Annotated in this window: 22 protein-coding genes and 1 pseudogene; 15 read left to right on the forward strand and 8 right to left on the reverse strand. The window is 72.3% G+C overall.

Annotated elements, in window-relative coordinates; genetic code table 11:
- Positions 1-343, reverse strand: a pseudogene (locus KJS59_RS27415) (hypothetical protein); the annotation flags it as partial.
- 320 nt (positions 344-663) lie between these two features.
- Between KJS59_RS27415 and KJS59_RS27420 the strand changes: the two are divergent.
- Positions 664-1,299, forward strand: a complete 636-nt coding sequence (locus KJS59_RS27420) for a maleylpyruvate isomerase N-terminal domain-containing protein (RefSeq protein WP_213456264.1) — start codon at positions 664-666, stop codon at positions 1,297-1,299.
- A gap of 269 nt (positions 1,300-1,568) precedes the next feature.
- Here KJS59_RS27420 and KJS59_RS27425 read toward each other — a convergent pair whose 3' ends face one another.
- A complete protein-coding gene (locus KJS59_RS27425) occupies positions 1,569-1,838 on the reverse strand; it encodes a hypothetical protein (protein WP_213456267.1) in 270 nt (89 codons plus the stop codon).
- 430 nt (positions 1,839-2,268) lie between these two features.
- Here KJS59_RS27425 and lysX point away from each other — a divergent pair, with 430 nt between their 5' ends.
- The 4 genes from lysX (at position 2,269) to KJS59_RS27445 (ending at position 8,207) form a co-directional block, all read left to right on the forward strand.
- A complete protein-coding gene (gene lysX, locus KJS59_RS27430) occupies positions 2,269-5,694 on the forward strand; it encodes a bifunctional lysylphosphatidylglycerol synthetase/lysine--tRNA ligase LysX (protein ID WP_249714966.1) in 3,426 nt (1,141 codons plus the stop codon).
- Between the two features lie 44 nt (positions 5,695-5,738).
- On the forward strand, positions 5,739-7,022 hold the full coding sequence (locus KJS59_RS27435) for an MFS transporter (RefSeq protein ID WP_213456269.1): 1,284 nt from the start codon (positions 5,739-5,741) through the stop codon (positions 7,020-7,022).
- A 29-nt stretch (positions 7,023-7,051) separates the two neighbouring features.
- On the forward strand, positions 7,052-7,366 hold the full coding sequence (locus KJS59_RS27440; RefSeq protein ID WP_283775905.1) for an ArsR/SmtB family transcription factor: 315 nt from the start codon (positions 7,052-7,054) through the stop codon (positions 7,364-7,366).
- Positions 7,367-7,556: 190 nt separating this feature from the next.
- Positions 7,557-8,207, forward strand: a complete 651-nt coding sequence (locus KJS59_RS27445) for an alpha-ketoglutarate-dependent dioxygenase AlkB (protein WP_213456273.1) — start codon at positions 7,557-7,559, stop codon at positions 8,205-8,207.
- A 49-nt stretch (positions 8,208-8,256) separates the two neighbouring features.
- Here KJS59_RS27445 and KJS59_RS27450 read toward each other — a convergent pair whose 3' ends face one another.
- The 4 genes from KJS59_RS27450 to ligD form a co-directional block, all read right to left on the reverse strand.
- Positions 8,257-9,114 (reverse strand): alpha/beta fold hydrolase, encoded by an 858-nt coding sequence (locus KJS59_RS27450; RefSeq protein ID WP_213456275.1) that lies wholly within the window; start codon positions 9,112-9,114, stop codon positions 8,257-8,259.
- 127 nt (positions 9,115-9,241) lie between these two features.
- Positions 9,242-10,132, reverse strand: a complete 891-nt coding sequence (locus KJS59_RS27455; protein WP_213456277.1) for a hypothetical protein — start codon at positions 10,130-10,132, stop codon at positions 9,242-9,244.
- 219 nt (positions 10,133-10,351) lie between these two features.
- Positions 10,352-10,915, reverse strand: a complete 564-nt coding sequence (locus KJS59_RS27460; protein WP_213456278.1) for a hypothetical protein — start codon at positions 10,913-10,915, stop codon at positions 10,352-10,354.
- Between the two features lie 111 nt (positions 10,916-11,026).
- On the reverse strand, positions 11,027-11,983 hold the full coding sequence (gene ligD, locus KJS59_RS27465; protein ID WP_249714968.1) for a non-homologous end-joining DNA ligase: 957 nt from the start codon (positions 11,981-11,983) through the stop codon (positions 11,027-11,029).
- Between the two features lie 264 nt (positions 11,984-12,247).
- Here ligD and KJS59_RS27470 point away from each other — a divergent pair, with 264 nt between their 5' ends.
- Positions 12,248-13,105, forward strand: a complete 858-nt coding sequence (locus KJS59_RS27470; protein WP_249714970.1) for an alpha/beta fold hydrolase — start codon at positions 12,248-12,250, stop codon at positions 13,103-13,105.
- A 39-nt stretch (positions 13,106-13,144) separates the two neighbouring features.
- Here KJS59_RS27470 and KJS59_RS27475 read toward each other — a convergent pair whose 3' ends face one another.
- A complete protein-coding gene (locus KJS59_RS27475; protein WP_249714971.1) occupies positions 13,145-13,792 on the reverse strand; it encodes a response regulator in 648 nt (215 codons plus the stop codon).
- Positions 13,789-14,964 carry a sensor histidine kinase gene (locus KJS59_RS31510; RefSeq protein ID WP_249714974.1) on the reverse strand — a complete coding sequence of 392 codons (1,176 nt, stop codon included), beginning with the start codon at positions 14,962-14,964 and terminating at the stop codon, positions 13,789-13,791. The genes KJS59_RS27475 and KJS59_RS31510 overlap by 4 nt, the downstream gene beginning before the upstream one ends.
- 159 nt (positions 14,965-15,123) lie before the next feature.
- Here KJS59_RS31510 and KJS59_RS27480 point away from each other — a divergent pair, with 159 nt between their 5' ends.
- From KJS59_RS27480 to KJS59_RS27520, 9 genes are all read left to right on the forward strand, one after another.
- Positions 15,124-15,837 (forward strand): ABC transporter ATP-binding protein, encoded by a 714-nt coding sequence (locus tag KJS59_RS27480; protein WP_213456285.1) that lies wholly within the window; start codon positions 15,124-15,126, stop codon positions 15,835-15,837.
- 69 nt (positions 15,838-15,906) lie between these two features.
- On the forward strand, positions 15,907-16,590 hold the full coding sequence (locus tag KJS59_RS27485) for a hypothetical protein (RefSeq protein ID WP_213456287.1): 684 nt from the start codon (positions 15,907-15,909) through the stop codon (positions 16,588-16,590).
- Between the two features lie 555 nt (positions 16,591-17,145).
- The gene (locus KJS59_RS27490; RefSeq protein ID WP_249714976.1) at positions 17,146-18,120 is read left to right on the forward strand and encodes an LLM class flavin-dependent oxidoreductase; all 975 of its coding nucleotides are present in this window, start codon (positions 17,146-17,148) and stop codon (positions 18,118-18,120) included.
- 47 nt (positions 18,121-18,167) lie between these two features.
- Positions 18,168-19,223, forward strand: coding sequence for a daptide biosynthesis RiPP recognition protein (gene mpaB / locus KJS59_RS27495; protein ID WP_213456288.1), 1,056 nt, complete (start codon positions 18,168-18,170; stop codon positions 19,221-19,223).
- A gap of 4 nt (positions 19,224-19,227) precedes the next feature.
- Complete coding sequence (mpaM, locus tag KJS59_RS27500) at positions 19,228-20,112, forward strand: daptide-type RiPP biosynthesis methyltransferase (protein WP_213456291.1); 885 nt, start codon at positions 19,228-19,230, stop codon at positions 20,110-20,112.
- Entirely contained in the window at positions 20,109-21,380 is a 1,272-nt protein-coding gene (gene mpaD, locus KJS59_RS27505; RefSeq protein WP_213456293.1) for a daptide-type RiPP biosynthesis aminotransferase, read from the forward strand. Before mpaM ends, mpaD begins: the two co-directional genes overlap by 4 nt.
- A complete protein-coding gene (gene mpaC, locus KJS59_RS27510; RefSeq protein ID WP_213456295.1) occupies positions 21,368-22,639 on the forward strand; it encodes a daptide-type RiPP biosynthesis dehydogenase in 1,272 nt (423 codons plus the stop codon). Before mpaD ends, mpaC begins: the two co-directional genes overlap by 13 nt.
- A 5-nt stretch (positions 22,640-22,644) precedes the next feature.
- Positions 22,645-22,815: a hypothetical protein gene (locus tag KJS59_RS27515; RefSeq protein WP_213456297.1), complete on the forward strand. Its 171-nt coding sequence runs from the start codon at positions 22,645-22,647 to the stop codon at positions 22,813-22,815.
- Positions 22,816-22,865: 50 nt separating this feature from the next.
- Positions 22,866-23,033 carry a daptide-type RiPP gene (locus KJS59_RS27520; RefSeq protein ID WP_213456298.1) on the forward strand — a complete coding sequence of 56 codons (168 nt, stop codon included), beginning with the start codon at positions 22,866-22,868 and terminating at the stop codon, positions 23,031-23,033.
- Positions 23,034-23,118: the final 85 nt, after the last annotated feature.

Below are 23,118 nucleotides of genomic sequence, written 5' to 3' on the forward strand. Positions count from 1 at the left end.
GCTCCGGATCCATCCCGTTGACCGACTCCAGGTCGACGAGCGGCGCGTACCTCTCGTTGCCGCGCTTCTGCCGGCTGGTACCGGCCACCACGTCGCCGCGGCGCAGCGCGTGCCGCTTCACGTGCGTCATCGATACGTACACGTCCTCCGGACCGGGTGCGTAGCCGGTCACGCGCAGGAACGCGTGGTTGTCGGTCACGTCCAGCACGCCCGAGACGGGCCGCCGGACGTCGTCCTCGGTCACCGGTGGCGCCGCGGCGCCGGTCGGGCGCGGGTTCGCCGGCCGGGTGGCACTGCGGCGGCGCCGGGTACGTGGCTTCTCCGCCACCGTTGTTTGGCTCATCGATTGTCCCTTCTGGACGGGGAAAATACGCCGAACCGGGCCCGATACGAGGGCGGGTTCGCGAAAGCGGCGGGCCGGATCGACCGCGCCGGAAAACGTCGGTTGTCGGGCTACTCGAACCGGGGCGGTGCGTGACGGATGGGACCGTCGATACGTACGAGACGGAAGCAGCGCCGCGGGGGAGCGCGACCACCCCGGGGGGCAAGATCACTTGCCGGCAACCACAGGGCTGACCGGCCAACCGTAGCGCACAAACCGGGCATCGGCAAGCCACCCGCGCACGGTCATCCGCCCCGCCGGACGGACCCTAGGCTCGGCACATGATTCGAGACGCGTATCTCGAGGCCGCGACCGCCGCCGCGACCCTCCTCCGCGACCCGGCCGTATCGGCCGCCTGGAACGAACCGAGCGCCCTCACCGGTTTCACCGTCGGCGGCCTCTCCGCCCACCTGGCCCGCCAGGTCTCCTTCGTCCCGCTGACGCTCGCCACCCCGCTCCCCGACCAGTCGGCGCCCATCTCGCTGCTGGCGTACTACGCCCAGGCCGCCTGGGTGGAGGCCGGCCCGGACGACGCCCCGAACGTCGGCATCCGCGACGCGGGCGAGAAGCTGGCGGAGCCCGGCATCGAACCGCTCCTCGCCCGCCTGGACGCCGAGCTCGCCGACCTGCGGGAAACCCTGCGGGTCGAGCCCGCCGACCGCCTGGTCCAGATCATGCCGGCGGACCGCACGCTCACCTTCGACGATTTCCTCCTCGGCCGCACCATGGAACTCGTCGTCCACTCGGACGACCTCGCGGTCAGCGTCCAGCTGCCGACGCCCCCGCTGCCCGCCACGGTCGTCGAACCCGTCGTCGACCTGCTGACCCGCATCGCCATGCGGCGCCGGGGCAGCGTGGCGATGGTCCGGGCACTGTCCCGCGCGGAGCGCGCACCGGCCACGATTTCCGCCTTCTGACCCGGGAAAACGGGGCGGCTCCGATCGGGCGAGCGGCACAACCCGTACGGGCGCAGAGCACCCGGGCCTCGCACCCTCGATCGCGCACTCGCCGCGCGTGGCGCATTCGGGATCTTGGTACTGATTCCGCCAGAAAACGGCCGATCCGAGCCAAGATTCACGGCGCGGGGGCCGGGCGGAGCAGGCTCGGCGGAGCAGGGCCGGCGGAGCGGGAGGGCAAAGCAGGCCGGGCGGAGCGGGGGGCGGATGGGGAACGATTCGGGGCGTCGCTAGCGCTGACTGGTCGCCGCTGCCCGGGGCGCGCGGATGCGCGCGTCCGAGCGCGGCGGGTCACCGGGCCGGGACGGTGGCGCACCGACCTTCGGGGGCGACTGCACCTGCACGGCGATCAGGTCGCGGGTCACGAGGACGGGGGTCGCCGCACCGGCCGGGGCGTGTGCGGGGAACGGCGCCGCCGCCACCGCCAGGCCCGCGGCGAGGGCCAGCATGGCGGAGGCGAGGCCGTACCGGACGATCTTGTTCGAGCCAGTGAACCTCATGGCTACCAGCAAACTCTCCGGGCGTTCCCGGCACACTCCCGACCGCTAGAGACTTCTGGGTAGTGCTAGCCCCCCTGTGACGGGTACTGGTCCACGCCAAGGATCCGACGCGGGGCAGCCCCGACAAAGGCGGACTCTGGGGGCCGGAAACCGCACCCCGTCCCGCGCGCACCGACCGAACCGCTGCGGGCGAAGTGCGGCGCCCGAATGAGAGCCGTAACGGCCCGCGTTACACCCACCTCGACCTTCGGCCCTTCCGAGGGGTGCCACAACTCCAAGATCGTCCTGGGTGCCACCGGCACGGGCGTCCGCAGAACGGGCCACATCCGGAGCAGGGGTGCCACCGGACACACAGGAATCATCCGCCCAACGCGCGGCGGGGTGCGCCTCGTGGCCGGCCGGAGGCGGGATACGGGCCTAAGCTGTCCGCGTGGCGAGAGGGGCGCAAGCGGAGCAGATCGCCCGGCCGGTCGGGCGGGAGGAGCCACCGCACCAACCCCGGGCGCGGGGGCACGGCGGCTGGCAGCGGCAGGTACCTCGGATCTTCGCCACGCTGCTGCGGGTGACCGCCGCGGTGTGCGCGATGGCGGCCATCGGCGGCGCCTTCCGGCCGCGCTTCCAGCCGGTCCGCGCGACCATCGACGCGACAGTCCTGCCGGCACCGCAGAACCTCGGGTACGCCCTGTTCCTGGTCATTCTGGCGGCGGCGGTGAGCCGGCGGAAGCGGGTGGCGTGGCGGATCCTGGTCGCGTACCTCACGCTGCAGGGCGTCGGCGGCGCCCTGAGCGTGTGGGCGTTGATCCAGCCGTACCTGTTCCTCGACGCGGACCGGGACGACCGGTTCCTCAAGTACGGGTACATCAGCGTGCCGGTGAGCCTCCTGGTGACCGCCCTGGCGCTGACGACGCTGATCATCGCGCGGCGGGAGTTCCACGCGAAGGTGCAGCGGGCGAGCTTCTGGAAGGCGACCGCCACCCTGGTCGGGCTGCTCGGCGGCGGGTTGCTGGTCGGCTGGGCGCTGGTGCGCGCGTTCCCCGGCGAGGTGCCCTCGGACCAGCGGCTGCCGTACGCGGTCAACCGGGTGTTCGGCGGCGCCTTCACGATGGACTGGACCCGCGGCGGTGAGGCGCCCGGCTGGGTCAACCTGCTGCTCGGCCTGTTCGGCGCGGTGGCCCTGTTCGCGGCGGTGCTGGCGCTGTTCCGGGCGCAGCGGGCGGCGGCGGTGCTGCCGCCGGAGGACGAGCGGCGCATCCGGGGCCTGCTGGCCGAGCACGGCGACCGGGATTCGCTCGGGTACTTCGCGACCCGGCGGGACAAGCTCACCGTCTTCTCCCCCTCGGGCAAGGCGGCCCTGACCTACCGGCCGGTGGTGGGCGTGAGCCTGGCCAGCGGCGATCCGCTCGGGGACCCGGAGGCGTGGGGCCCGGCGATCGAGGCGTGGCTGACGGTGACCCGGGAGTTCGCCTGGACGCCCGCGGTGATGGGCGCCAGCGAGGCCGGCGCGACCGCGTACCGGCGGGCCGGCCTGCACGTGCTGGAGATCGGCGACGAGGCGGTCCTCAACGTGCGCGAGTTCGGCCTGGACGGGCGGGACATGCGCCCGGTCCGCCAGGCGGTGAACCGGGTGGAGCGGGCCGGGTACACGTGCCGGATCCGGCGCCACGCGGAGATCTCGGCGGCCGAGATGGCGAACATCATCTCGCTGGCGGACCGGTGGCGCGACACCGAGACCGAGCGGGGCTTCTCGATGGCGCTGGGTCGGCTGGGCGACCCGGCGGACGGCGACTGCGTGCTGGTCGAGGCGATCGACGCGGCGGGGCGCGAGGCGGCGCTGCTGTCGTTCACGCCCTGGGGCCGCACCGGCATCTCGTTGGACCTGATGCGGCGGGACCGGGCGGCCGACAACGGCCTGATGGAGTTCATGGTGGCGGCGCTGATGCGGCAGGCGCCGGCGCTCGGCGTGGAGCGGGTGTCGCTGAACTTCGCGGTGTTCCGCTCGGCGTTCGAGGAGGGCGCCCGGATCGGCGCGGGCCCGGTGCTGCGCGCCTGGCGGGGGCTGCTGCTGTTCCTGTCGCACTGGTGGCAGTTGGAGTCGCTGTACCGGTCGAACGTGAAGTACCGGCCGCACTGGGAGCCGCGGTTCCTGTGCTTCCGGGAGCGGCGCGAGTTGGTGAAGATCGCGGTCGGCTCCGCGATCGCCGAGGGCTTCCTGTCGGTGCCCAGCCTGCCGAAGCTGTTCCGCCGGGGTCGCACCGAGGCCGGCCGGCCGGTCCCGGTGGTCACCCACCCCGAGCCGATCACCGTCGAGCCGGCGGCCGCCGTGCCGGCGCTCGCGGCGGCGCCCACCCCGCCGCTGCCGGGCGCGGCCGTCGCGCCGGCGGCGCCGCCGGAGCAGGTCCGGGTGCGCCTGGAGAAGCTCGCCCGGATCCGCGCCGCCGGCATCGACCCGTACCCGGTGTGCTTCCCCCGCACCGACCACTGTGGAGAAATTGCGGCCCGCCACCCCGACCTGCCGCCGGATACCCGCACCGGCGAACGGGTCACCGCGGCGGGGCGGGTGATCCTGCTGCGCGACCACGGCCGGCTCAGTTTCGCCACCATCCGGGACTGGACCGGCGACCTCCAGGTCATGGTCTCCGCCAAGGACGCCGGGGACGAGGCGTTCCAGCGCTGGCGGTCCGATGTGGACCTCGGTGATCACGTCGGCGTGACCGGCGAGGTGGTCACCTCGCACCGGGGCGAGCTGTCCATACTCGCCACAGAGTGGACGATGACCGCGAAGTGCCTCCAGCCGCTGCCGGACAAGCACCGCGGGCTCACCGACCCGGAGGCGCGGGTCCGGCAGCGGTACCTGGACCTGGCGGTCAGCCCCGCCGCGCGGGCGCTGCTGACGGCCCGCAGCGCGGCCGTGCACAGCCTCCGCGCGTCGCTGACCGGGCGCGGGTTCATCGAGGTGGAGACGCCCATCCTGCAACCGGTGCACGGCGGCGCCAACGCCCGGCCGTTCCGCACCCACAGCAACGCCTACGACCTTCCCCTGTACCTGCGGATCGCCCCCGAGCTGTACCTGAAACGGCTGGCGGTCGGCGGGGTGGAGCGGGTCTTCGAGCTGGGCCGGACGTTCCGCAACGAGGGCGTGTCGGTCAAGCACAACCCGGAGTTCACGATCCTCGAGGCGTACCAGGCGTACGCGGACTACCGCACGATGATGACGCTCACCCGGGAGCTGATCCAGGCGGCGGCGACCGCGGTGCACGGCGCGCCGCTGGTGCGGCACGGCGACGCCGAGTACGACGTGTCCGGGCGGTGGCCCGCGATGACGGTGAACGCGGCGCTCTCCGACGCGCTCGGCGAGGAGGTCAGCGCCGACACCGGCGTCGAGCACCTGCGCGAGCTCGCCGACCGGGCCGGGGTGCCCTGGAATCCGGCGTGGGGGCGCGGCGCGCTCGTCCTGGAGCTGTACGAGCGCCTGGTCGAGGAGCGGACCAAGGTCCCGACCTTCTACCTCGACTTCCCCACCGACGTCTCCCCGCTGACCCGGCAGCACCGGTCCGACCAGCGGCTGGCCGAGCGCTGGGACCTGGTCGCGTTCGGCACCGAGCTGGGCACCGCGTACTCGGAGCTGGTCGACCCGGTGGAGCAGCGGCGGCGGCTGACCGAGCAGTCGCTGCTCGCGGCCGGCGGCGACCCGGAGGCGATGGAGCTGGACGAGGACTTCCTGCACGCGCTCGGCTACGCGATGCCCCCGACCGGGGGCCTGGGCATCGGCGTGGACCGGGTGGTGATGCTCATCACCGGGCGCGGCATCCGGGAGACGCTCCCGTTCCCACTGGTACGTCCGGCATCATCCGGATAAATCCGACTCACCGGCGGCACGGGGGCACTCCTAGAGTTGCGGGCATGATCGCCACTGCCGAGCGGGCCCGGATCGCCGTCTCCGCCGCCTTCATCGCCAACGGCCTCGGCATGGCGTCCTGGATCTCCCGCATCCCGGCGGTCCGCGACGCGCTGTCGCTGACCCCGGCCCAACTCGGCCTGCTGCTGCTCTGCCTGTCCGGCGGGGCGGTCACGGCGCTGCCGCTGTCCGGGCCGGTGGTGCACCGCTTCGGCCCGGCGCGCGCCGTCGTCGGCGGGGTCGTGCTCTACGTGATCGGGTTGGTGGTGCTGGCGGCCGGCGTCGCGCTCGGCCTTCCGCTGCCGGCCGGCGCCGGGCTGCTGCTGGTCGGCATGGGCACCAGCACCTGGGATGTGGCGATCAACGTGGAGGGGGCCGACGTCGAGCGCCGGCTCGCCCGCCCGCTCATGCCGCGCCTGCATGCCGGCTTCAGCATCGGTACCGTCGCGGGCGCGCTGCTCGGCGCCGGGGCGGCCGCGATCGGGGTACCCCCGGCGGCCCAGTTCCTGGGCACGGCCGCGCTGCTGCTGGCGAGCATGCTGGTCGTTGTCCGAAGCTTCCTGCCGCTGCCGGCGCGGGAGGGCGGCGAACGGCGCGCCTCCGGGGTGCTGCGCGCCTGGCGGGAGCCGCGCACCCTGCTGATCGGCGTGCTGGTGCTGGCCTTCGCGTTCACCGAGGGCACGGCCAACGACTGGCTGACCGTCGCCTTCGTGGACGGCTACCGCAGCAGCGACACGGTCGGCGCGCTCGGGTACGGCGTGTTCGTCGCGGCGATGACCGCCGCCCGGGTGGTCGGCAGCGCGGCGGTCGCGCGGTACGGCCGGGTGGCGGCGCTGCGCGGCTCGGCGGTCCTGGCCGGCGTGGGGTTGGTCCTGGTGATGCTGCACGTCGGGCTGCCCCTGGCGATGGCCGGCGCGCTGCTCTGGGGTGCCGGCGCCGCGCTGGGCTTCCCGGTGGGCATGAGCGCCGGCGCGGACGACCCGGAGCACGCCGCGGTGAACGTCTCCGTGGTCAGTTCCCTCGGGTACACGGCGTTCCTCGCCGGCCCGCCGCTGATCGGCTTCCTGGCCGGGCACGTCGGCATCCTGCCCTCGCTGGTCGTGGTGGTCGCGGCGCTGCTCCTGGGCCTGCTGGTGGCGGGCGCCTCGCGGCCGCCCGTACCGGCCGTCAGCCACACCGCCGAAAGCAGCGGCCGGACCGAGAGCCGGCCCCGCCGGGGCCACCTCCACCGAGACCAGCCCCGCCGGAAGCAGCCCGACCGAGGGCTGACCCCGCCGTCCACCCCTTGACAGGTCCCCACCCGGCCCCGTAGACCAGCCTGACCTTCGCCGCGCTCGCCGATCCGACCCGCCGCTCGATGGTGGAGCGGCTGGCGCTCGGCGCGCTCACCGTCAACGAGCTGGCCGAGCCGTTCGCCGTGACCCAGCAGGCGATCTCCAAGCACCTGAAGGTACTCGAACGCGCCGGCCTGGTCACCCGGACCCGCGCCGCGCAGTCCCGCCCCTGCGCGCTCGACGCCCCCCGCCTCGACGACGCGGTGGACTGGATCAGCCGGAACCGGCGGCTCCGGGCCGAACGGTACGACCGGCTGGACGCGCACCTGGCGGAGATCCAGCGCGGCCGGCGGCCGTGACCGCGGGCGAGTTCACCTACCGGCGGGTCCACGACGCCCCGCGCCAGCTGCTGTTCGACTGCCTGACCGGGCCGGAGCACCTGACCCGCAGATCCACGACGTCTCCCCGGCTGCGCTGGCCCCCGTCCTGGCCGGGTTCCTTTCCGGGGACTGATTGGCACAGGCGTTCGAACGCGCGTAGGGTCGCGACATGAGCGACCTGGCGTATCAGCCCTCGATGCTCGACCCGGCCCTGCTCGGCCACGGGCCCGAGCGCCCGAACCTCGGCCCGCTCGCCGGCGGACTGCGCCGGCACCGGCTCATCCGCGGCGCCTGGGTCGACCACCTGCCCGGCTGGGTGCGCGGCTCGGACCAGGTCCTTGAGACGCTGCTGCGCGGCGTGGAGTGGCGCGCCGAGCGGCGCCGGATGTACGACGGCGAGGTCGCGGTGCCCCGCCTGCTGCGCTGGTACGGCCGCGGCGAGGCGCTGCCGCACGAGACCCTGACCGAGGCGCGCGAGCGGCTCACCCGCCACTACGCCGCGGAGCTGGGTGAGCCGTTCGTCACCGCCGGCATGTGCCTGTACCGGGACGGGCGGGACAGCGTCGCCTGGCACGGGGATACGCACGGCCGCTCGTCCCGCATCGACACCATGGTCGCGATCGTGTCCTTCGGCTCCCCGCGCGCCCTGCTGTTACGCCCGCGCGGCGGCGGCGAAAGCCTGCGCTTCCCGCTCGGCCACGGCGATCTGATCGTCATGGGCGGCTCCTGCCAGCGCACCTGGGAGCACAGCGTGCCGAAGACGGCCCGCCCGGTCGGTCCCCGGGTCAGCGTTCAGTTCCGCCCGATCGGCGTCGCCTGACCGCCGCCTCCGGCCCGCCGCGCCCCGCACGGCCACCGTCCCGCCGGCGTCAGCGACCCGCCATCGCCGGTTCGCGCATCGCCGCGAAGTCCAGCAGCGCCTGGTTCACCTCGGGCGCGTGGGTCCACGGGATCGCGTGCGGCGCCCCCTCGAGCGCGATCAGCCGGCTCCCCGGCAGAGCCGCCTGGAGTCGCTGCCCGGTGAGCGGGAACGGGAGTACCCGGTCCTCGGTGCCCTGGATGATCAGGGAGGGCACGTCGATCCGGGAAACGTCGGCCCGGAAGTCGGTCAGCCAGGTCCCCGGGCTCGCCAGGGTGGCGATCGGCGAGGCCATCGTGGCGATGTTCCAGTTCATCCGGAACGCCTCCTCGCTGACCCGCTTGCCCATGTTCTGGTCCCAGCTGAAGAAGTCCTTCAGGAACGCCGTCTGGTACGCCGGCCGGTCGTTGGCGATCGTGGTCATGAAGCCGTCGAACATCCGCTTGTCCAGCCCGTCCGGGTTGTCCGCCGTCTTCATCAGGAACGGCGGGATCGGCGCGATGAACACCGCCTTGCTGATCCGGGCGGAGCCGTACCGGCTCAGGTACCGGGCGACCTCCCCGGTGCCCATCGAGTGGCCCACCAGGATCGCGTCCCGCAGGTCCAGCTCGGTCATGATCGTGTGCAGGTCGGCGGCGAACGTGTCGTAGTCGTACCCGTTCGCCGGCTGCCCCGAATTCCCGAAGCCGCGCCGGTCGTACGCGATCGTCCGGTAGCCGGCCATGAGCAGCGCCGGCACCTGCTTCTCCCACTCGGCGGAACTCAGTGGGAAGCCGTGGATCAGCACGACCGGTGTGCCGACCCCATGGTCCTCGTAGTACAGGTCGATCGGGCCGGAGTTCTCCACGCCCACGGTGATGTACGGCACGAGCTTCTCCTCACGCTGGTCGGTTCGGCCCCAGCGTCCGGCGGTCAGGGGTGAGCCCGGTTCACCGGAATCGGGTGAGCGGTCGGTGATACCCGGTGCACGGCGTGCCCCCGCCCCTCACCGAGCATCAGGCGGCGCGGGCGGTCTGCCACTGCAACGAGGCCGGCGGGCGGGCCGGACCGGCCTGCGCGCGTACGGGCGCGACGGCGGAACCGTACTGCTCCTGCCAGGCGGCGATGGCAGCGGTGCACGCCTCCCGGCGCAGGCTCCGCGCGGCCTCGGCGGCGTCCTCGGCGACCCGCCACGCCGCCCGCTCCCGAGCCGCGGCGGACCGGTACGCGCCCAGCGTGGTGTCCCGCACCACCTTCCGCAGGTGGATCTCCTGCACGACCGGGTGGCGGCGCGGGTCCCAGCCGTCGCGGTGCGCCAGGGCATCGCTGAGCTGCAGAATGGACAGTTCCCGCCGCCAGCACGCCGCCATCGCGGCCCGCCGCAGGTACCGCTCCCGGTCGACGAACTCGGCCGGCGTGCGGGGCGTCCGCGGCACGGGCAGCGCGGTCGTGGCCAGCACTCGGCGTGCCGCCGCGTCCGCCTTCTGGTACGCCTCCCACGCGTGCCCGGCCTCGCCGTGCGCCGTGGACCACTCCCCCCGGCGCCGCACCGCGATCGCCGCTGACCGGTCCGCGGCCACCGCCACCTCCGCCGCGAACCGGCTGGCCTCCACCGCCGAAGCGCGCGGGCGCCACCCCCGCGGCTGCTTCGCCGGCCTCGGCGCCCGGTCGCGCCGGGCGATCTGCGGTAGCGCGACGGTGGCTTCCCTGCCCCATTGGGCCGGCACGGCCGCCGGGTGGGGCGTCGTTCCCGCGGCCGGCCCCTCGGGGTCCTCGGCGTCGCTGGGTGGCTGGCCGGTGCGGCGAAGGGTGGCGACGAGAGTGATGAGCGCGGGCACCAGCAACGCCAGCCAGATGCCGGCGGCCCGGGGAATGTCGAGCAGGAACGTGTTCAGCACCATCTGCATGATCAACACCTCTGGGGTGGACGAGGCGAGTGGGTTAACCGGCCGCGCCCAGCGACGCGGCGGTGAGAGGAGTGCGACCCATCGGGCCGGCACGCGGTGAATCTTTCGGTCGCCGCTGACGGCGGCGCGCCTTGGGCCGCATCGCGACCGGTACCGCGCGACCGTGCCGGACGGCGGTACGGCGGCGCGGCGGGCCGGCGGTGTGCCAGCGGCGCGGTGTCAGCGGTGCGGCGGGGCGCGCAGGCCGACCGGCGCGGCGCTCCGGCCGGCCGCGAGGTCGCCGGCCGCCGAGCGCCAGGCGAACGACCGCGCCACCAGAAGATCAACGGGCCGGGCGCCCGCCGGGAGGGCGACTCCGGCGAAACCAGCGCGAGCCGCCCGACCGTCGCCGGCGAACCCGGCGTCGGCACCCACGGCCGCCACTCGCAAGAGATTGGCGCCGGTGGTGGCCACGCGCACGGCGCCGGCAGCGTAGTCGGCCAGCCGCACGACATCGACGCCGTCCGCGGCCTCTCGCACGACGCCGGCACCGGCGGGAGCCGCCGGTGCGCCGCCCGCGGCGAGCGCTCCGTCCCCAGTGGATATGGATGCGGCGCGCTCGGTGGCGATCGACACCGCGGACGGGTGCTGCGTCGCCGGGGCCGGGTCGCCCTGGGACACGGGGGCGCCGGCCGTGGCCATCAGGCCGCCGACCCCGACCGCGAGCGCCGCGATTCCGGTCAGGACCTGGAGGGATCGGCGCACGATCCACCGCATCATGCGGAGGAGCGCGTCACCGGTCACCCCGCCAACCTACTCCGCGCCGCAACCACTCGCATCCCCCGGTGAGCAACGCCACCGATTTCTGTCCACTTTAGACGAAAAGCGATCATGCATATCGGACCGGTGCCGGCGTTAGGCCGGTGTGGAGCCACCGTCCAGCCGGACCAGTTCGTCGATGCTCCGGTCGGGCCGCAGGCCGCGCCACGCCGGGTGGCGCAGCCGGCCGTCCGGGGTCCAGGTGCGGAACATCACCTCGCCGACGAGGCTCGGCTCCACCCAGTGCGCCGTGCGCGCGTGCTCCCGCGGCACGCCTTCGAGGGCCGGCGTGAGCCGGGCCAGGCGGCCCAGGCGCTGGCCGAGGTCGCGCAGCATCGCCCGGGTGAAGCCGGTGCCGACGTGCCCCACGTAGCGCAGGCACCCCTGCGCGTCCGGCAGCCCCAGCAGCAGCGAGCCGACCTGCCCCGCCCGCCCGCCGGACCCCGGCTTCCAGCCGCCGACCGCGACCTCCACCGTCCGGTTCAGCGGCGTCTTGACCCACGACGGCGAGCGCCGCCCCGGCTCGTACGGGGAGGTCAACCGCTTGGCGACGACCCCCTCCAGCCCCAGTTCGACCGCGGCGGCCATCACGTCCGCGCCATTGCCCTGCCACCACGGCGGCACGGGTTCGGGCAGGTCCAGCGCCTCCAGGCGGGTACGCCGCTGCGTGTACGGGCGGCCGACCAGCAGCCGGCCGTCCTCGGCGAGCAGGTCGAACGCGTACAGCCGGACGGGTACCGCGGCGCGCAGCGCGGGCGACGGGCTGCGCTGGTGGATGCGCTGCTGGAGGCGGCTGAAGCTGGGCACGCCGGACGCGGTCAGCGCCACGATCTCCCCGTCGAGGACGAGCCGGGCGGCCCGCAGCGCGCCGGTCAGCGAGCACAGTTCGGGGTACGAGGCGGTCACGTCGCGGTTGTTGCGGCTGAGGATGCGCAGCGAGCCGCGGTCCACCTCGACGATGGCCCGCACGCCGTCCCACTTGAACTCGAAACCCCAGCCCGGGCCGGTCGGCATCGGGCCCGGCGTCGCCAGCATCGGCGCCAGGCCCGCCATGGTCTGATCCTTTACGCGGGACCGGCGCCGCCGCCGGAATATCGACCATTACGGTGCCCCTACGCGGCTCGGTGCCCCTACGGCTGGCCCAGGCTTTTGCGCCCTCGCCGCGGATCGGCGCGCCGCCCACGCGGACGGTGGACCTGCCCGCCGGCACGGATGAGCGACCCGGGCCCGTTTCAACCGTCGAAGGTCAGCGACACCACACGCGTAGCACCGATGAGTTTCCGACGCGGAAGAGGTCTACCCGTTATGACCGCCCACGTGCTTGAGACCCCCGAGGTCGACCTCGCCTACGACGTCCACGGCCCGCTGCCGACCGCCGGCGGCCGCCCACCGCTGGTCATGATCGGCCAGCCCATGGACGCCAGCGGCTTCGGCGCGTTGGCATCGCACTTCACCGACCGCACGGTCGTCACCTACGACCCGCGCGGCCTCGGCCGCAGCAGCCGCAAGGACGGACGGATCGACCACTCGCCGGAAACCCAGGCCGGGGACGTGCACGCCGTCATCGCGGCGCTCGGCGCGGGCCCGGTCGAGATGTTCGCGAGCAGCGGCGGTGCCGTGACCGCGCTCGCCCTCGTGGCGGCGTACCCCGACGACGTGACCACCCTGGTCGCGCACGAGCCGCCGCTCATTCCGGTGCTCCCGGACGCGCAGGCCGCCGAACACGCCCGGGCCCGGGTGCGGGACGCGTACGAGGAGAAGGGCGCGGGCGCCGGCATGGCGGCCTTCATCGCGATGACGTCGTGGCCGGGCGAATTCACCGACGACTACTTCGCCCAACCCGCGCCGGACCTCGCCGCGTTCGGCATGCCGGCCGGGGATGACGGATCCCGTGACGATCCCCTGCTCTCCGACCGGTCCTGGGCGGTCAGCAGCTACCGACCGGACGTCGATGCCCTCACCACGGCGGGGACCCGGGTGGTGATCGCGGTGGGCGAGGAGTCGCGGGACGTCTTTACCGGACGCACCGCGGTGGCGACGGCCAGGCTGCTCGGTCAACAGGCGACGGTGTTCCCGAGTCATCACGGCGGCTTCCTCGGCGGCGAGTTCGGCTACGCCGGGCAGCCTGCGGCCTTCGCCCGCAAGCTCCGCGAGGTCCTCGACAGCGCCGGATGACGATCGCCCCCATTGACGCCTGAGCCCGGGGCGTGGTGATCAGTCGAGCAGACCCGCATCCCGGACGATCATTGCGGCCGAGACGCGGTTGTCGACGCCGAGCTTGGCGAAGATGCGGGCGACCGTGGCCTTGACGGTGGCGAGGCTCAGGTAGAGCTGCTTGCCGATCTCGAGGTTGGTGAGCCCCCGGGCGAGCGCGACGGCGACCTCCCGTTCCCGCGGCGACAGGTCCGCGACCGCGGCCGGGATCCGGGGGTCGACGTCGCCGTGCCCGGTGGCGGCGGCGATGACGGTGGCGGTCACCGCCGGGGACAGCACCGGGTCGCCGCGGTGCACGGCCTTGATCGCGTTGATCATCTCCGGTGGGTCGGCGTCCTTGAGGAGGAAGCCGTGCGCCCCGAGCCGCAGCGCCCGCAGCACGTGGTCGTCGGTGTTGAAGGTGGTGAGCACGATCGCCCGGGGCGGTGAAGCCAGCCGGGCGAGGTGCTCCAGCACGACGAGCCCGTCCACGCGGGGCATGCGGATGTCGAGCAGGACGATGTCGGGCCCGGCCTCGCGGATGACCCGCAGAGCGTTGTCGCCGTCGTCGGCTTCGCCGACGATGCCCAGTTCGGCGTCGGCACCCAGGATCAGCCGGAGCCCGGTACGCACCAGTGGGTCGTCGTCGACGACCACGATCCTGATCACCGGGCCCTCCGTGGGATGCGCACCGTGAGGGCGAACTGGTTGTGCTCCATCGTGGACGTGATGGTGCCGCCGAGCATCTCGGCCCGTTCGGTGATGCCGATCAGGCCGAGTCCGGCGCCGCTCGGATCGGGGATCGCGGGCCCGCCGACCGGATTGCTGACCGTGAGCACCAGGTCTTCGTTCGCGCCGTCGGCGATACTCACCTCGACCGGCGCGTCGGGGGCGTGCTTGCGGGCGTTGGTCAGGCATTCCTGCACGATCCGGTACGCCGAGCGGCTGACCTGCGACGGGAGGTCGGCCAGGCCCGTCGCGTTCAGGTCGAGCCGGACCCGGGTGCCGCTCTCCCGCACCTCGGCGACGAGGACGGGTAGCTCGCGAAGGGTCGGCTGCGGCGGCTCGGGGGCGGCCCGGCCGTCCCGCAATCGCGTCAGGACCACCCGCAGCTCATCGAGGGCCTGCCTGGCGTTGCGCTGGATGACCCGCGCCGTCTCCCGGGCGGTCGGGGTGTCAAGGTCGTCGACGTAGGCGAGCGCCCCGGCGTGCATGGCCACCAGGGAGAGGCGGTGGGCCAGCACGTCGTGCATTTCGCGGGCGATCCGTTCGCGTTCCCGCAGGCGTGTCCGCTCGATCCGGGCGTGGTCGGCGTCGCGGCGGGCGGCCCGTGCGTCGTCGCGCCACGCCTGCTCGCCGGCGATGCTCCTCGACAACCAGCCGATCAAGGTCGCCACGACCAGCCCACCGATCCCGATGGTCGACTCGACCGTGGCGGCACCATCCCACTCGGTGCGGTAGGGCCCGGCGAGCAACTGCATGATTTTCGCCAGGATCAGCCATCCGCCCGACAGGAGGACGATCGGCGACGTGCCGTGGCGCCTGGCGCTCGTCGCCTGGGCGACGAACGCGGCGCCGATGCTCGCCGGGCCGAGGAACAGGCAGCAACCGACGAGCACCACGCAGGGGTGAACGAACCTGTGCCGCAGCGCCAGGGCACCGATCCCGGCGAGGCCGGCGGCCGCCACCGTCAGCGGCATGTGCCACGGCCGGTGGGCCGGAGCCAGGAAGGCGGCCAGGTAATACAGCCAGAACAGCACCGCCACGGCCCACCCGAGGGCCGGGGCCGGCGGCGCCAGGTGGCGCAGGGCCATCAGGCGACTGCACGCGGGGGCCGTCATCCCGCCAGCCTACGAAAGGCGCGAGGTCAACCCGGCGACCAATGGCCTGTTCGGGTAGCCGATCGGCTCGTTTCCCGCTCGGGTCGGGAGCCTGCCGGACCCGCCGGCTGAGCCGATCGCCCGCAGCGCCGGCCACCCTCGGGACGCTGGAATGCATGCATGATCGTCTTCGACGGGCTGACCAAGCGTTACGGGACGGCGACGGCCCTTGACCGGGTCTCCTTCACGGCCCCGGCCGGAACCATCACCGGACTGCTGGGGCCGAACGGCGCCGGCAAGTCCACCACCCTGCGGATCCTGCTCGGCTTGGCCAGGGCCGATTCCGGCCGCGCCAGCATCGCCGATCGCCGCTACCCCGAGCTTGCGAACCCCGCGCTGCTGGCGGGCAGCCTCCTCGACGCCGACTGCTTCCACCCTGGGCGCACGGCCAAGGAGTCACTGCGGCTGGCCTGCCTCACGATCGGGCTCCCGCTCGCTCGGGTGACCGAGGTCCTCGACGAGGTAGGGCTGTCCGCGAAGGAGTCCCGGCGGCGGGTGCGCACGTTCTCGCTCGGCATGCGGCAGCGGCTCGGGTTGGCACTGGCGCTGCTGGGTCGACCGGCCGCGCTGATCCTCGACGAGCCGGCCAACGGTCTCGACCCCCACGCCCAACGGTGGCTGGCCGACCTGCTGCGCGCCGAGGCCGCGCGCGGATGCGCGGTGCTGCTCTCCAGTCATCAACTGGCGGAGGTGGAGCAACTGGCGGACCGGCTGGTGCTCATCGACGGCGGGCGGGTGCTCGCCGACGACACTCCCGACCGGCTGCGCGCCGAGTACGGAAGCGTCGCCCGGTTCTACTTCGCCCGCACCGCCGGAAGAGACCACACCGCCTGACGAACGACCACCCCGGAGGGAACCGCAAGCATGAACGCAGACCGCAGCAATCGACCAGCGTCCCTGGCAATGCTGACGATGGTCGAACTCCGCAAGCTCGTCGACACCCCGGCCGGCATCACGATCTGCCTGGTGGCCACCGTCCTGGCCGGGATCTTCGGCGGCGGGGCGGCGCTCTACCGGCAGCCGGCCACCATCGGCGACATCGCGCTGCTGGCCGGAGTGCCGGCAGGCACCCTCGTTCCGGTTCTGGCGATCCTGCTGGTGACCGCCGAACGCACCCACCGCACCGCGCTGACCACCTACGCCCTGACGCCGCGGCGCCACCGCATCCTGGCCGCCAAGGCCGGCGCGGCCATAGCCGTATCGGCGGCGGTCACGCCACTGGCCCTGCTGGCCGCGGTCGTCATCGGACCCGTCGGGTCGCTCGCCACCGGCGACCCGACGGTATGGTCCGTCGATGCCGGGGCCCTCAGCAGGTTTACTATCATCAATGTCATCCTGGCGTTGACCGGCTATGCCCTCGCCCTGGCGATCGGCAACGCACCGGCACCGATCGTCATCGTGCTGATCTGGCCCATGCTGGAGAGCATGCTGCGCACCGCCAGCCCCGCGCTGGACGCGATCGTGCGCTGGCTCGACGTCGCGGCCATCACCGAAGACGCCGGCCGCGCCGCCACAGCCCTCGCCTTCTGGGTGGCACTGCCCGCCCTGATCGGGTTGCGCCGAGCGCTACGAGCAGAGGTGCGATGAACACCTGACAACGCCTCGGTCAACCCGGTCCGGCCGGCCAGCATCCGCAGCAACACCGCATCGACGTGTGACACCCCACCCGTTCCGGCCGCGGTGACCCGCGGATCCTTCGGCCACGCCGTCAACCGCACCGTGGAAGTGCCCCCCGGTTAGCGATCCTCGTAGCCGCCGCAATCACAAGTTTCCCCTGCTAGAGAGGCACTTCCGGCTATCTATCCACCGGAAGATATCACGGGTTGATGATCACCATGAATCATCCGGCAGTCCGAGATTACGAGATGCTCCCGCGCGCCGGCCCCATTGGGCCATGATCAGCAACATGAGCCGCCGGTTGACCGGCGAGTGCACCCGGACCCGGCCCGGCGGCGTCCGCAAATCGGGCGAACCATCCAATGTCTAGATTAGATGCCACTCACTCGGAACCTTACTTCCCTCCGACTTTGCGGTGCCCGTTCTCCGGCTGGTGGGTTGCCCCATCGACGTCTATGCGTTACGGTAACACGCCAACAGTTGTCCTTCGCATCGCGAATCGCAGATGTGCGTCACGAGAGCAGGATGTCGCTGGTGGAGTATTCGGTTCAGTTGCCCTTCTCGACCATAAAAGCCGAGCAGGTTCTGCCATATGCGTCGCTGGTGGAATGGACCGGTGCCCGTCGGCTATGGCAAGGGCAGACCTTCACGGTCGAGCCGCACCAGGCCTTCACCTTTCTGGCTGGCACCGGCACCCGTATCCCGGTCGGGCTCGGGGTGACGCTGATGCCACTGCGGCACCCATTCGAGGCCGCGATCCAGGCCGCCTCAATGGCGCGGATCATCGGCCAGGATCTGACCATCGGTTATGGGCCCGGAGGCCGCAACTTTCAGGCTATGCTGCGCGCGGCCCCCTATCGCAGCCCGCTGACCGCCACCCGGGAGTACGTGCAGATCGTCAAGGGCCTGCTGGCCGGCGGATTGGTGGAGTTCGTCGGCGAGTATTTCACCTGCCATGGCGCCGTGTCGTCCACGCCGGTGCCCCGGGTGGAGGTCGCCATGGGGGTGCTGCGGGAGCGGATGGCCACGCTGGCCGGCCAGGTCGCGGACGCGGCCATCACCTGGCTGACACCGGCACAGTACCTGCGGGACACCGTGGTTCCAGCGCTGCGGGCGGGGGCCGCCGAGGCAGGGCGACGGCCGCCGCGGTTGGTCGCGATAGTCCCGCTCGCGCTGTCCCGGCCAGGCCGGACAGCGTCCGAGCTGGCGCTGGCCAGCAATGCCGCACATTTGCAGGCACCGCATTACCAGGACATGTTGCGCAAGGCCGGGGTGGACGTGGCCAAGGGGCACGCACCGGAGCAGGCCGCCGGTGCCGTGGTCAATGCCGGCGCCTTCCTGTACGGCGATGCCGACTTCCTGGTGCGCGGCCTGAAGGAGTACGAGGCCGCGGGTGTGGATGAGGTAGTGCTGAACCTCACCGGGGTCTACAACTCTGCGGGGCCGGCAAAAACGCTGGCCGAACTCAAGCTTCTACTGAAAACGGTTGGCGTGCTGTGACATTCGAATTCAAGTGATCGTCTCGATGGCGGGGGAAGGATGAGGCCGTGAAAGGTACCGCGAGGTTGATCCGGGTATGGGGATCCGGGCAATTAGGCACCGACATCCTTGAGCCGGGCGAGTCCTTGCCTCATGACGGTGCGCTGACGGTTGTGCTGGAGCGGGCAGCGGATGTTGATCGTGCCCGGGATACCGGACTGATCGGCGCACAGACTCGAGTATTCGTCCCCGGCGTCTGCGACAGTTCCGACGGGCCGGTCATGCTCGGGTATGACGGCTCCCTCAGCGATCCGGGCTACGACGTGCAGATCGGTACCCAGTTCTTCCTGCAGACGCAGGATTACGGTACGAGTGAATACCTATCGCTGATCGGCGCCACGCTGATAAGAGTGGTCGACGAACACGACTTCACCGCGTTCCTCAATGATGCCGACACCGCTTACACCGAGGGCAGTTTCGCAGACTTTGTGACGCATCCGATGGTCCGGGTGTGTGATGCTGCCGCACTGGGTGCGATCGCTGCGGACGACGGCCCGCGGCTGCGGCTGTACGTCGGCGCGGAGGGCACCATCTCGATTTCGCCTGCCGGCGCTCCGCTGGGCGAACTGGGCGATGACCTGGTGACGCTCGTGGCCGCATTCGACAAGATCAACGGTGAATCGACGCGCCCGTGCGCGGTCGCGCTGGCCGGTGTCGTGCCCGAGGCCAGCCGGGTGGCGGGCCTGAAGGAACGGCCCTGGATTGCCCGCTACCACGGGGCGGTCGCGGCCATTCGGGGCCTGCGCGCCCGCGAGATCACCGACGGGCGGGATGTCCGGGTGTCCGGGTTCGGGGGCCGGTTCGCGCCGGATCTTCAGGACGCGGAAGCCCAGTGGGACCTGGGTCAGGAAGATGCCCCGCTGCTGTGTCGCGTCAACGGCGAGGACTACCTGTACAGCGCGGCCTCCGAGCGGGTCTTCCGGGTGCCGGCCCAGACGAGCCTCCAGGTGGAGGCACTGCTGGCGTACGGGTCGCCGGAGCAGGCCGCGGCCGCCGGGAGTACCGGGCAGTTGACTCGGATCAGCGACTACTTCGAGTCCGTCGGCGTCCCACTCTGCGGGTGACCTGGTGACCTTCGCACAGACCGACGCGTCTACCGAGCCCGTCGCTCCGGACACCCTGCCGGGCAGTCTGGGGGCTGTCGTCGCTGCCCTCGGGGAGCGAGCCGTCATACACCACCTGTACGGCGAACGCGGTGCCCGTGTCTACCACGACTCCACCCACCTCGACGCGAGCGAGATCCGTGTCATGCGACGGGTTCTGCGGCGGCATGACGGGCCGGTACTGGAACTTGCGGCGGGCTCGGGCCGGCTGACGGTGCCGCTTCTGCGGATGGGCCGCGAGGTCACCGCCATCGAGCTGAACCCGTCCATGATCGACCTACTGCACGAACACGTCGGGGATCTGCCCGAACAGCTGCGCCGGCGGTTGACCGTGCACTGCGGTGACATGAGCGACTTCGACCTGCGGGCCAGGTTCGCGGTCGTGGTACTCGGCGCGGCCTCCATCTCGATCCTCGACGAGGACGGCCGGGCCCGGATGTTCGCCGCTGTCCGCCGGCATCTGGCGCCGGGCGGGGTGCTGCTGTTCAGCATCGTCATCCCGGGCGGCGGCCAGGCCGGTGCCGCGCCGGGGCCGGCCGCGGACGACATCGATACGGATGTGGTCATGGACGTCACCGGCGCATCCGGGAAGCGGTACCGGGTCCACGAGTACCGGGCGGCCGGAGCGGTGGAGCGGCTGGTCGGTGTCTACCCGCTACCGGGCGACGGCGACCCTGTTTCCGGCACCGGGCCGGTTCCGGTGTGCGTAGGGCTGCATCGGGTGTTGTCCCTGGAATCGATGCAGGCCGAGGTCCACCGGGCCGGGTTGGTGACGCGTGAGCAGCACGCGTACACCTACGCGGCCCAGGGGCTGTCCGAGGTGTTCCTCGAGGTCGGGGAAGCGCCGTGAGTGCTCTTTGGCCGGCCCTGCTCCCGCCGAGCCGGCACGGCGACGACGACCGTTGTGTGGTGGCGGCCGACGGCGTCCACCTGACCATGAAGGATGGCCGGCGGCTCCTGTGCGGTACCAGCGGCCTTTGGAATGTGAACCTGGGATACGGGAACGCGGCCATCGCCGACGCCATCGCCGGGGCGCTGCGCGAGGCCTCCTACCTCGGCATCTTCCGCTACGAGAATGAGTTGGCCCGGCAGGCCGCCGACGTGTTGGTGGAACTCGCTGGAGCGCGGCACTTCTCCCGCGTGCAGTTCACCACCTCGGGCGGATCGGCAAACGATCTGGTGATGAAGCTGGTCCGCCAGTACCACGCCCTCCGCGGCCAGACACACCGCCGGCTGATCGTCGGGCTTGCCGAGGGCTACCACGGCCTGACCTTCGGCAGTTTCGCCCTGACCAGCGACAGCCTGGGCCAGCAGATATATGGCGTGGACCGCTCCCTGGTGCGGCACGTACCCCCCAACGACATCCGCGCCCTGGAAGGTCTTCTCGAACGGCAACCGGAGCGGGTCGCCGCCGTCGTTGTCGAACCGTTGCTGGGCACCGGCGCGGTGCCGCTGCGGGCCGGCTACCTGGACGCCGTCGGCGAGCTCCGGGATCGGTACGGGTTCTTGCTGGTGGCCGACGAGGTCGCCACCGGGTTCGGCCGGCTCGGGGAGCAGTTCGCCTCCCGGGCCTGGCGGAAGGCACCCGATGTGCTGATCACCTCCAAGGGCCTGACCAACGGCACCACGCCGGCCGCGGCCGTGCTGGTCACCGACGAGGTGTTCGACCCGTTCCGCCGGGCCGACGCACTGCTGGCGCATGCGGAGACCCAGGCGGGCACGGCGACCACCGCCGCCGCGATCCTGGCGACCGCGGGCGAGATGGCCCGGCTGGACGCGATTGCCGCGGCGCGCCGGCTGGGGTCGCTGCTCGACCGGGAGTTGGCGGAGCTCGTCGCGGCCGAGCCGTTGGTGGCGTCCGTCTCCGGGGCCGGCTGCTTCCGGGCACTCCGGCTGCTCACCACGGACGGCCGCCCGCTGCCCCAACACGAGGTCGGCAATGTCGTGGACGCGGTGCGGACGGCGGGTGCGGTGGTGCATCCCGGCCCGCAGGGCATCCAACTCATCCCGGCGCTGACCTACACCGAGCGGCAGCTCGGTGAGCTGCTCACGGCCGTCCGGAACGGCCTGGCCCGGTATGCCGAGCATCGCGTCGAGGCGGTCTCATGTCGACAGTGACCGCCAGCCCCTCGGCCGGGGCGGTGACCGGCGCACCGGAGACCGCCGTATACGCCAGCCTGCACGCCTGGGCCTGCTGGGTGCGGGACTTGCCGTCATCCGGGCGTACCCACCTGCTGGTGGACGAGGCGGTGAGTGGAGCGCCGATCGAGCGGCACGTCCGGCAGGTACTCGACGGCCACGGGCTCAGGGTGACCCGTCACGTGGTGGACAGCCCGGCCGGGCTGGCTGAGCTCCGGCAGGAAAGTGACGTCATCGGCGATGATCCGATGATCGCGGTGGGTGGTGGGCGGGTCATCGACCGGGCCAAGCTACTCACCCTGCTCTCCGCGGACGCGCACGCCGAGAAACGGTTGTCCACCGCGCACCGCTGCGGCTTTATCGTGCTGCCGGGCGGCACCCGACGCCGGGGGGCGTTGGCGGTCGTGCCGACCACCTTGGGCACGGGGGCGGAGGTCAGCCGCAGTGCCTGCATCCAGGTCCACGGCCGCAAGCGGCTGGTATTCGGTGACGGGCTGCGCCCGGACAGCGCGGTGCACACGCCTGCGGCCACCGACACGCTGCCCGATGACCTGGTTGCCGAGGGTGTCCTGGAGGCCCTGCTGCGGCTGGCTTCGTGCTATGTCGGCAGCCTGACGGATCTACCGCGGCAGGACGCGCTGGTGCGGGAGCACGCCCAACGGTTGGTCGAACTCGGTGACCGGGTGCTGGCGGCCCGCGTCGCGGGGAGGCGCACGCCCGGGGAGGTCAGGACGGACGCCGCCCGGATCAGCGCGGAATCCCACTCCGACGCCGTTCTGGCCGGCCGCGACCCGTTCTGCGACATCACCTGGCCGCTGGCAAATGAGCTGTCGATGGCTGCGGGAAGCCGCAAACTGACCGCGCTGGCCGCCATCACACCCCCGGTGTGGCGACGCATCTCGGCGGGAGACCGGCGGCTGGGATGTGCCCGCCGGCTGGCGGGGTTGTGGGCGGTGTTGCGTGCCGCCTCCGCGGGCGCCGTGGCCGACGACCCTGCCTCCGGCCTGCGCGCCCTGATGGACCGGTGGCGGATCAGCCGCGCGCTGCCAGCCAGTCCGAATAGGACTGTGGATCCGGGGGACACGGCCACGCGGCTGGCGGACAGTGCCGTCCACGCCTGGGGGGCCGGCCTTCCGATGCTTAGAGGCTTGTCGGTGACGGAGACCTCGGAGTTGTACTCCGAGGCGCTTGACCAGATCACCGACGAGAATGCCGAACCGACCCGGGAGAGGAGGTGAATCAAATGATCGAGAACGAGGAGCCGACCCAGTGTGAGCCGACCGTCGCCAACGACGAGGACGCCCCGTTGGAGCTGGGCATCCAGATGCTGGAGACGGCAGACGCGCCGTTCTGGGCGACCGGAGCCGGTGTGCTGGTCAGCGCGACCATCGTGGCGAGCGTGGCCTACACGTAAACCGCCGAGCCGTCCCCGACCGGACATCACCCGCTAAGGAGGTGAAACACATGGAGACCAAGGAGTTCCCGACCGCCACGGCCGCCGTCCTGGACGAGCAGCCGCTGGAGTTGGAGATGCAGGAGCTGGAGCCGATGGACGCCCCAGGCTTCTGGACCGGCGTCGGCATCGGTGCGGCGCTTTCCTCCGCGACAGTCGCGGCAGCTGCGTACACCTGATCCACAGTGGTTGCCGTGCCGTCCTACGTGGCGGCACGGCAACCACTGCCGTCACGTCGATGCGCACCCGAGGGAAAGAGCACGC

This window comes from Rhizomonospora bruguierae (assembly GCF_018397995.1).
Classification (GTDB): domain Bacteria; phylum Actinomycetota; class Actinomycetes; order Mycobacteriales; family Micromonosporaceae; genus Rhizomonospora; species Rhizomonospora bruguierae.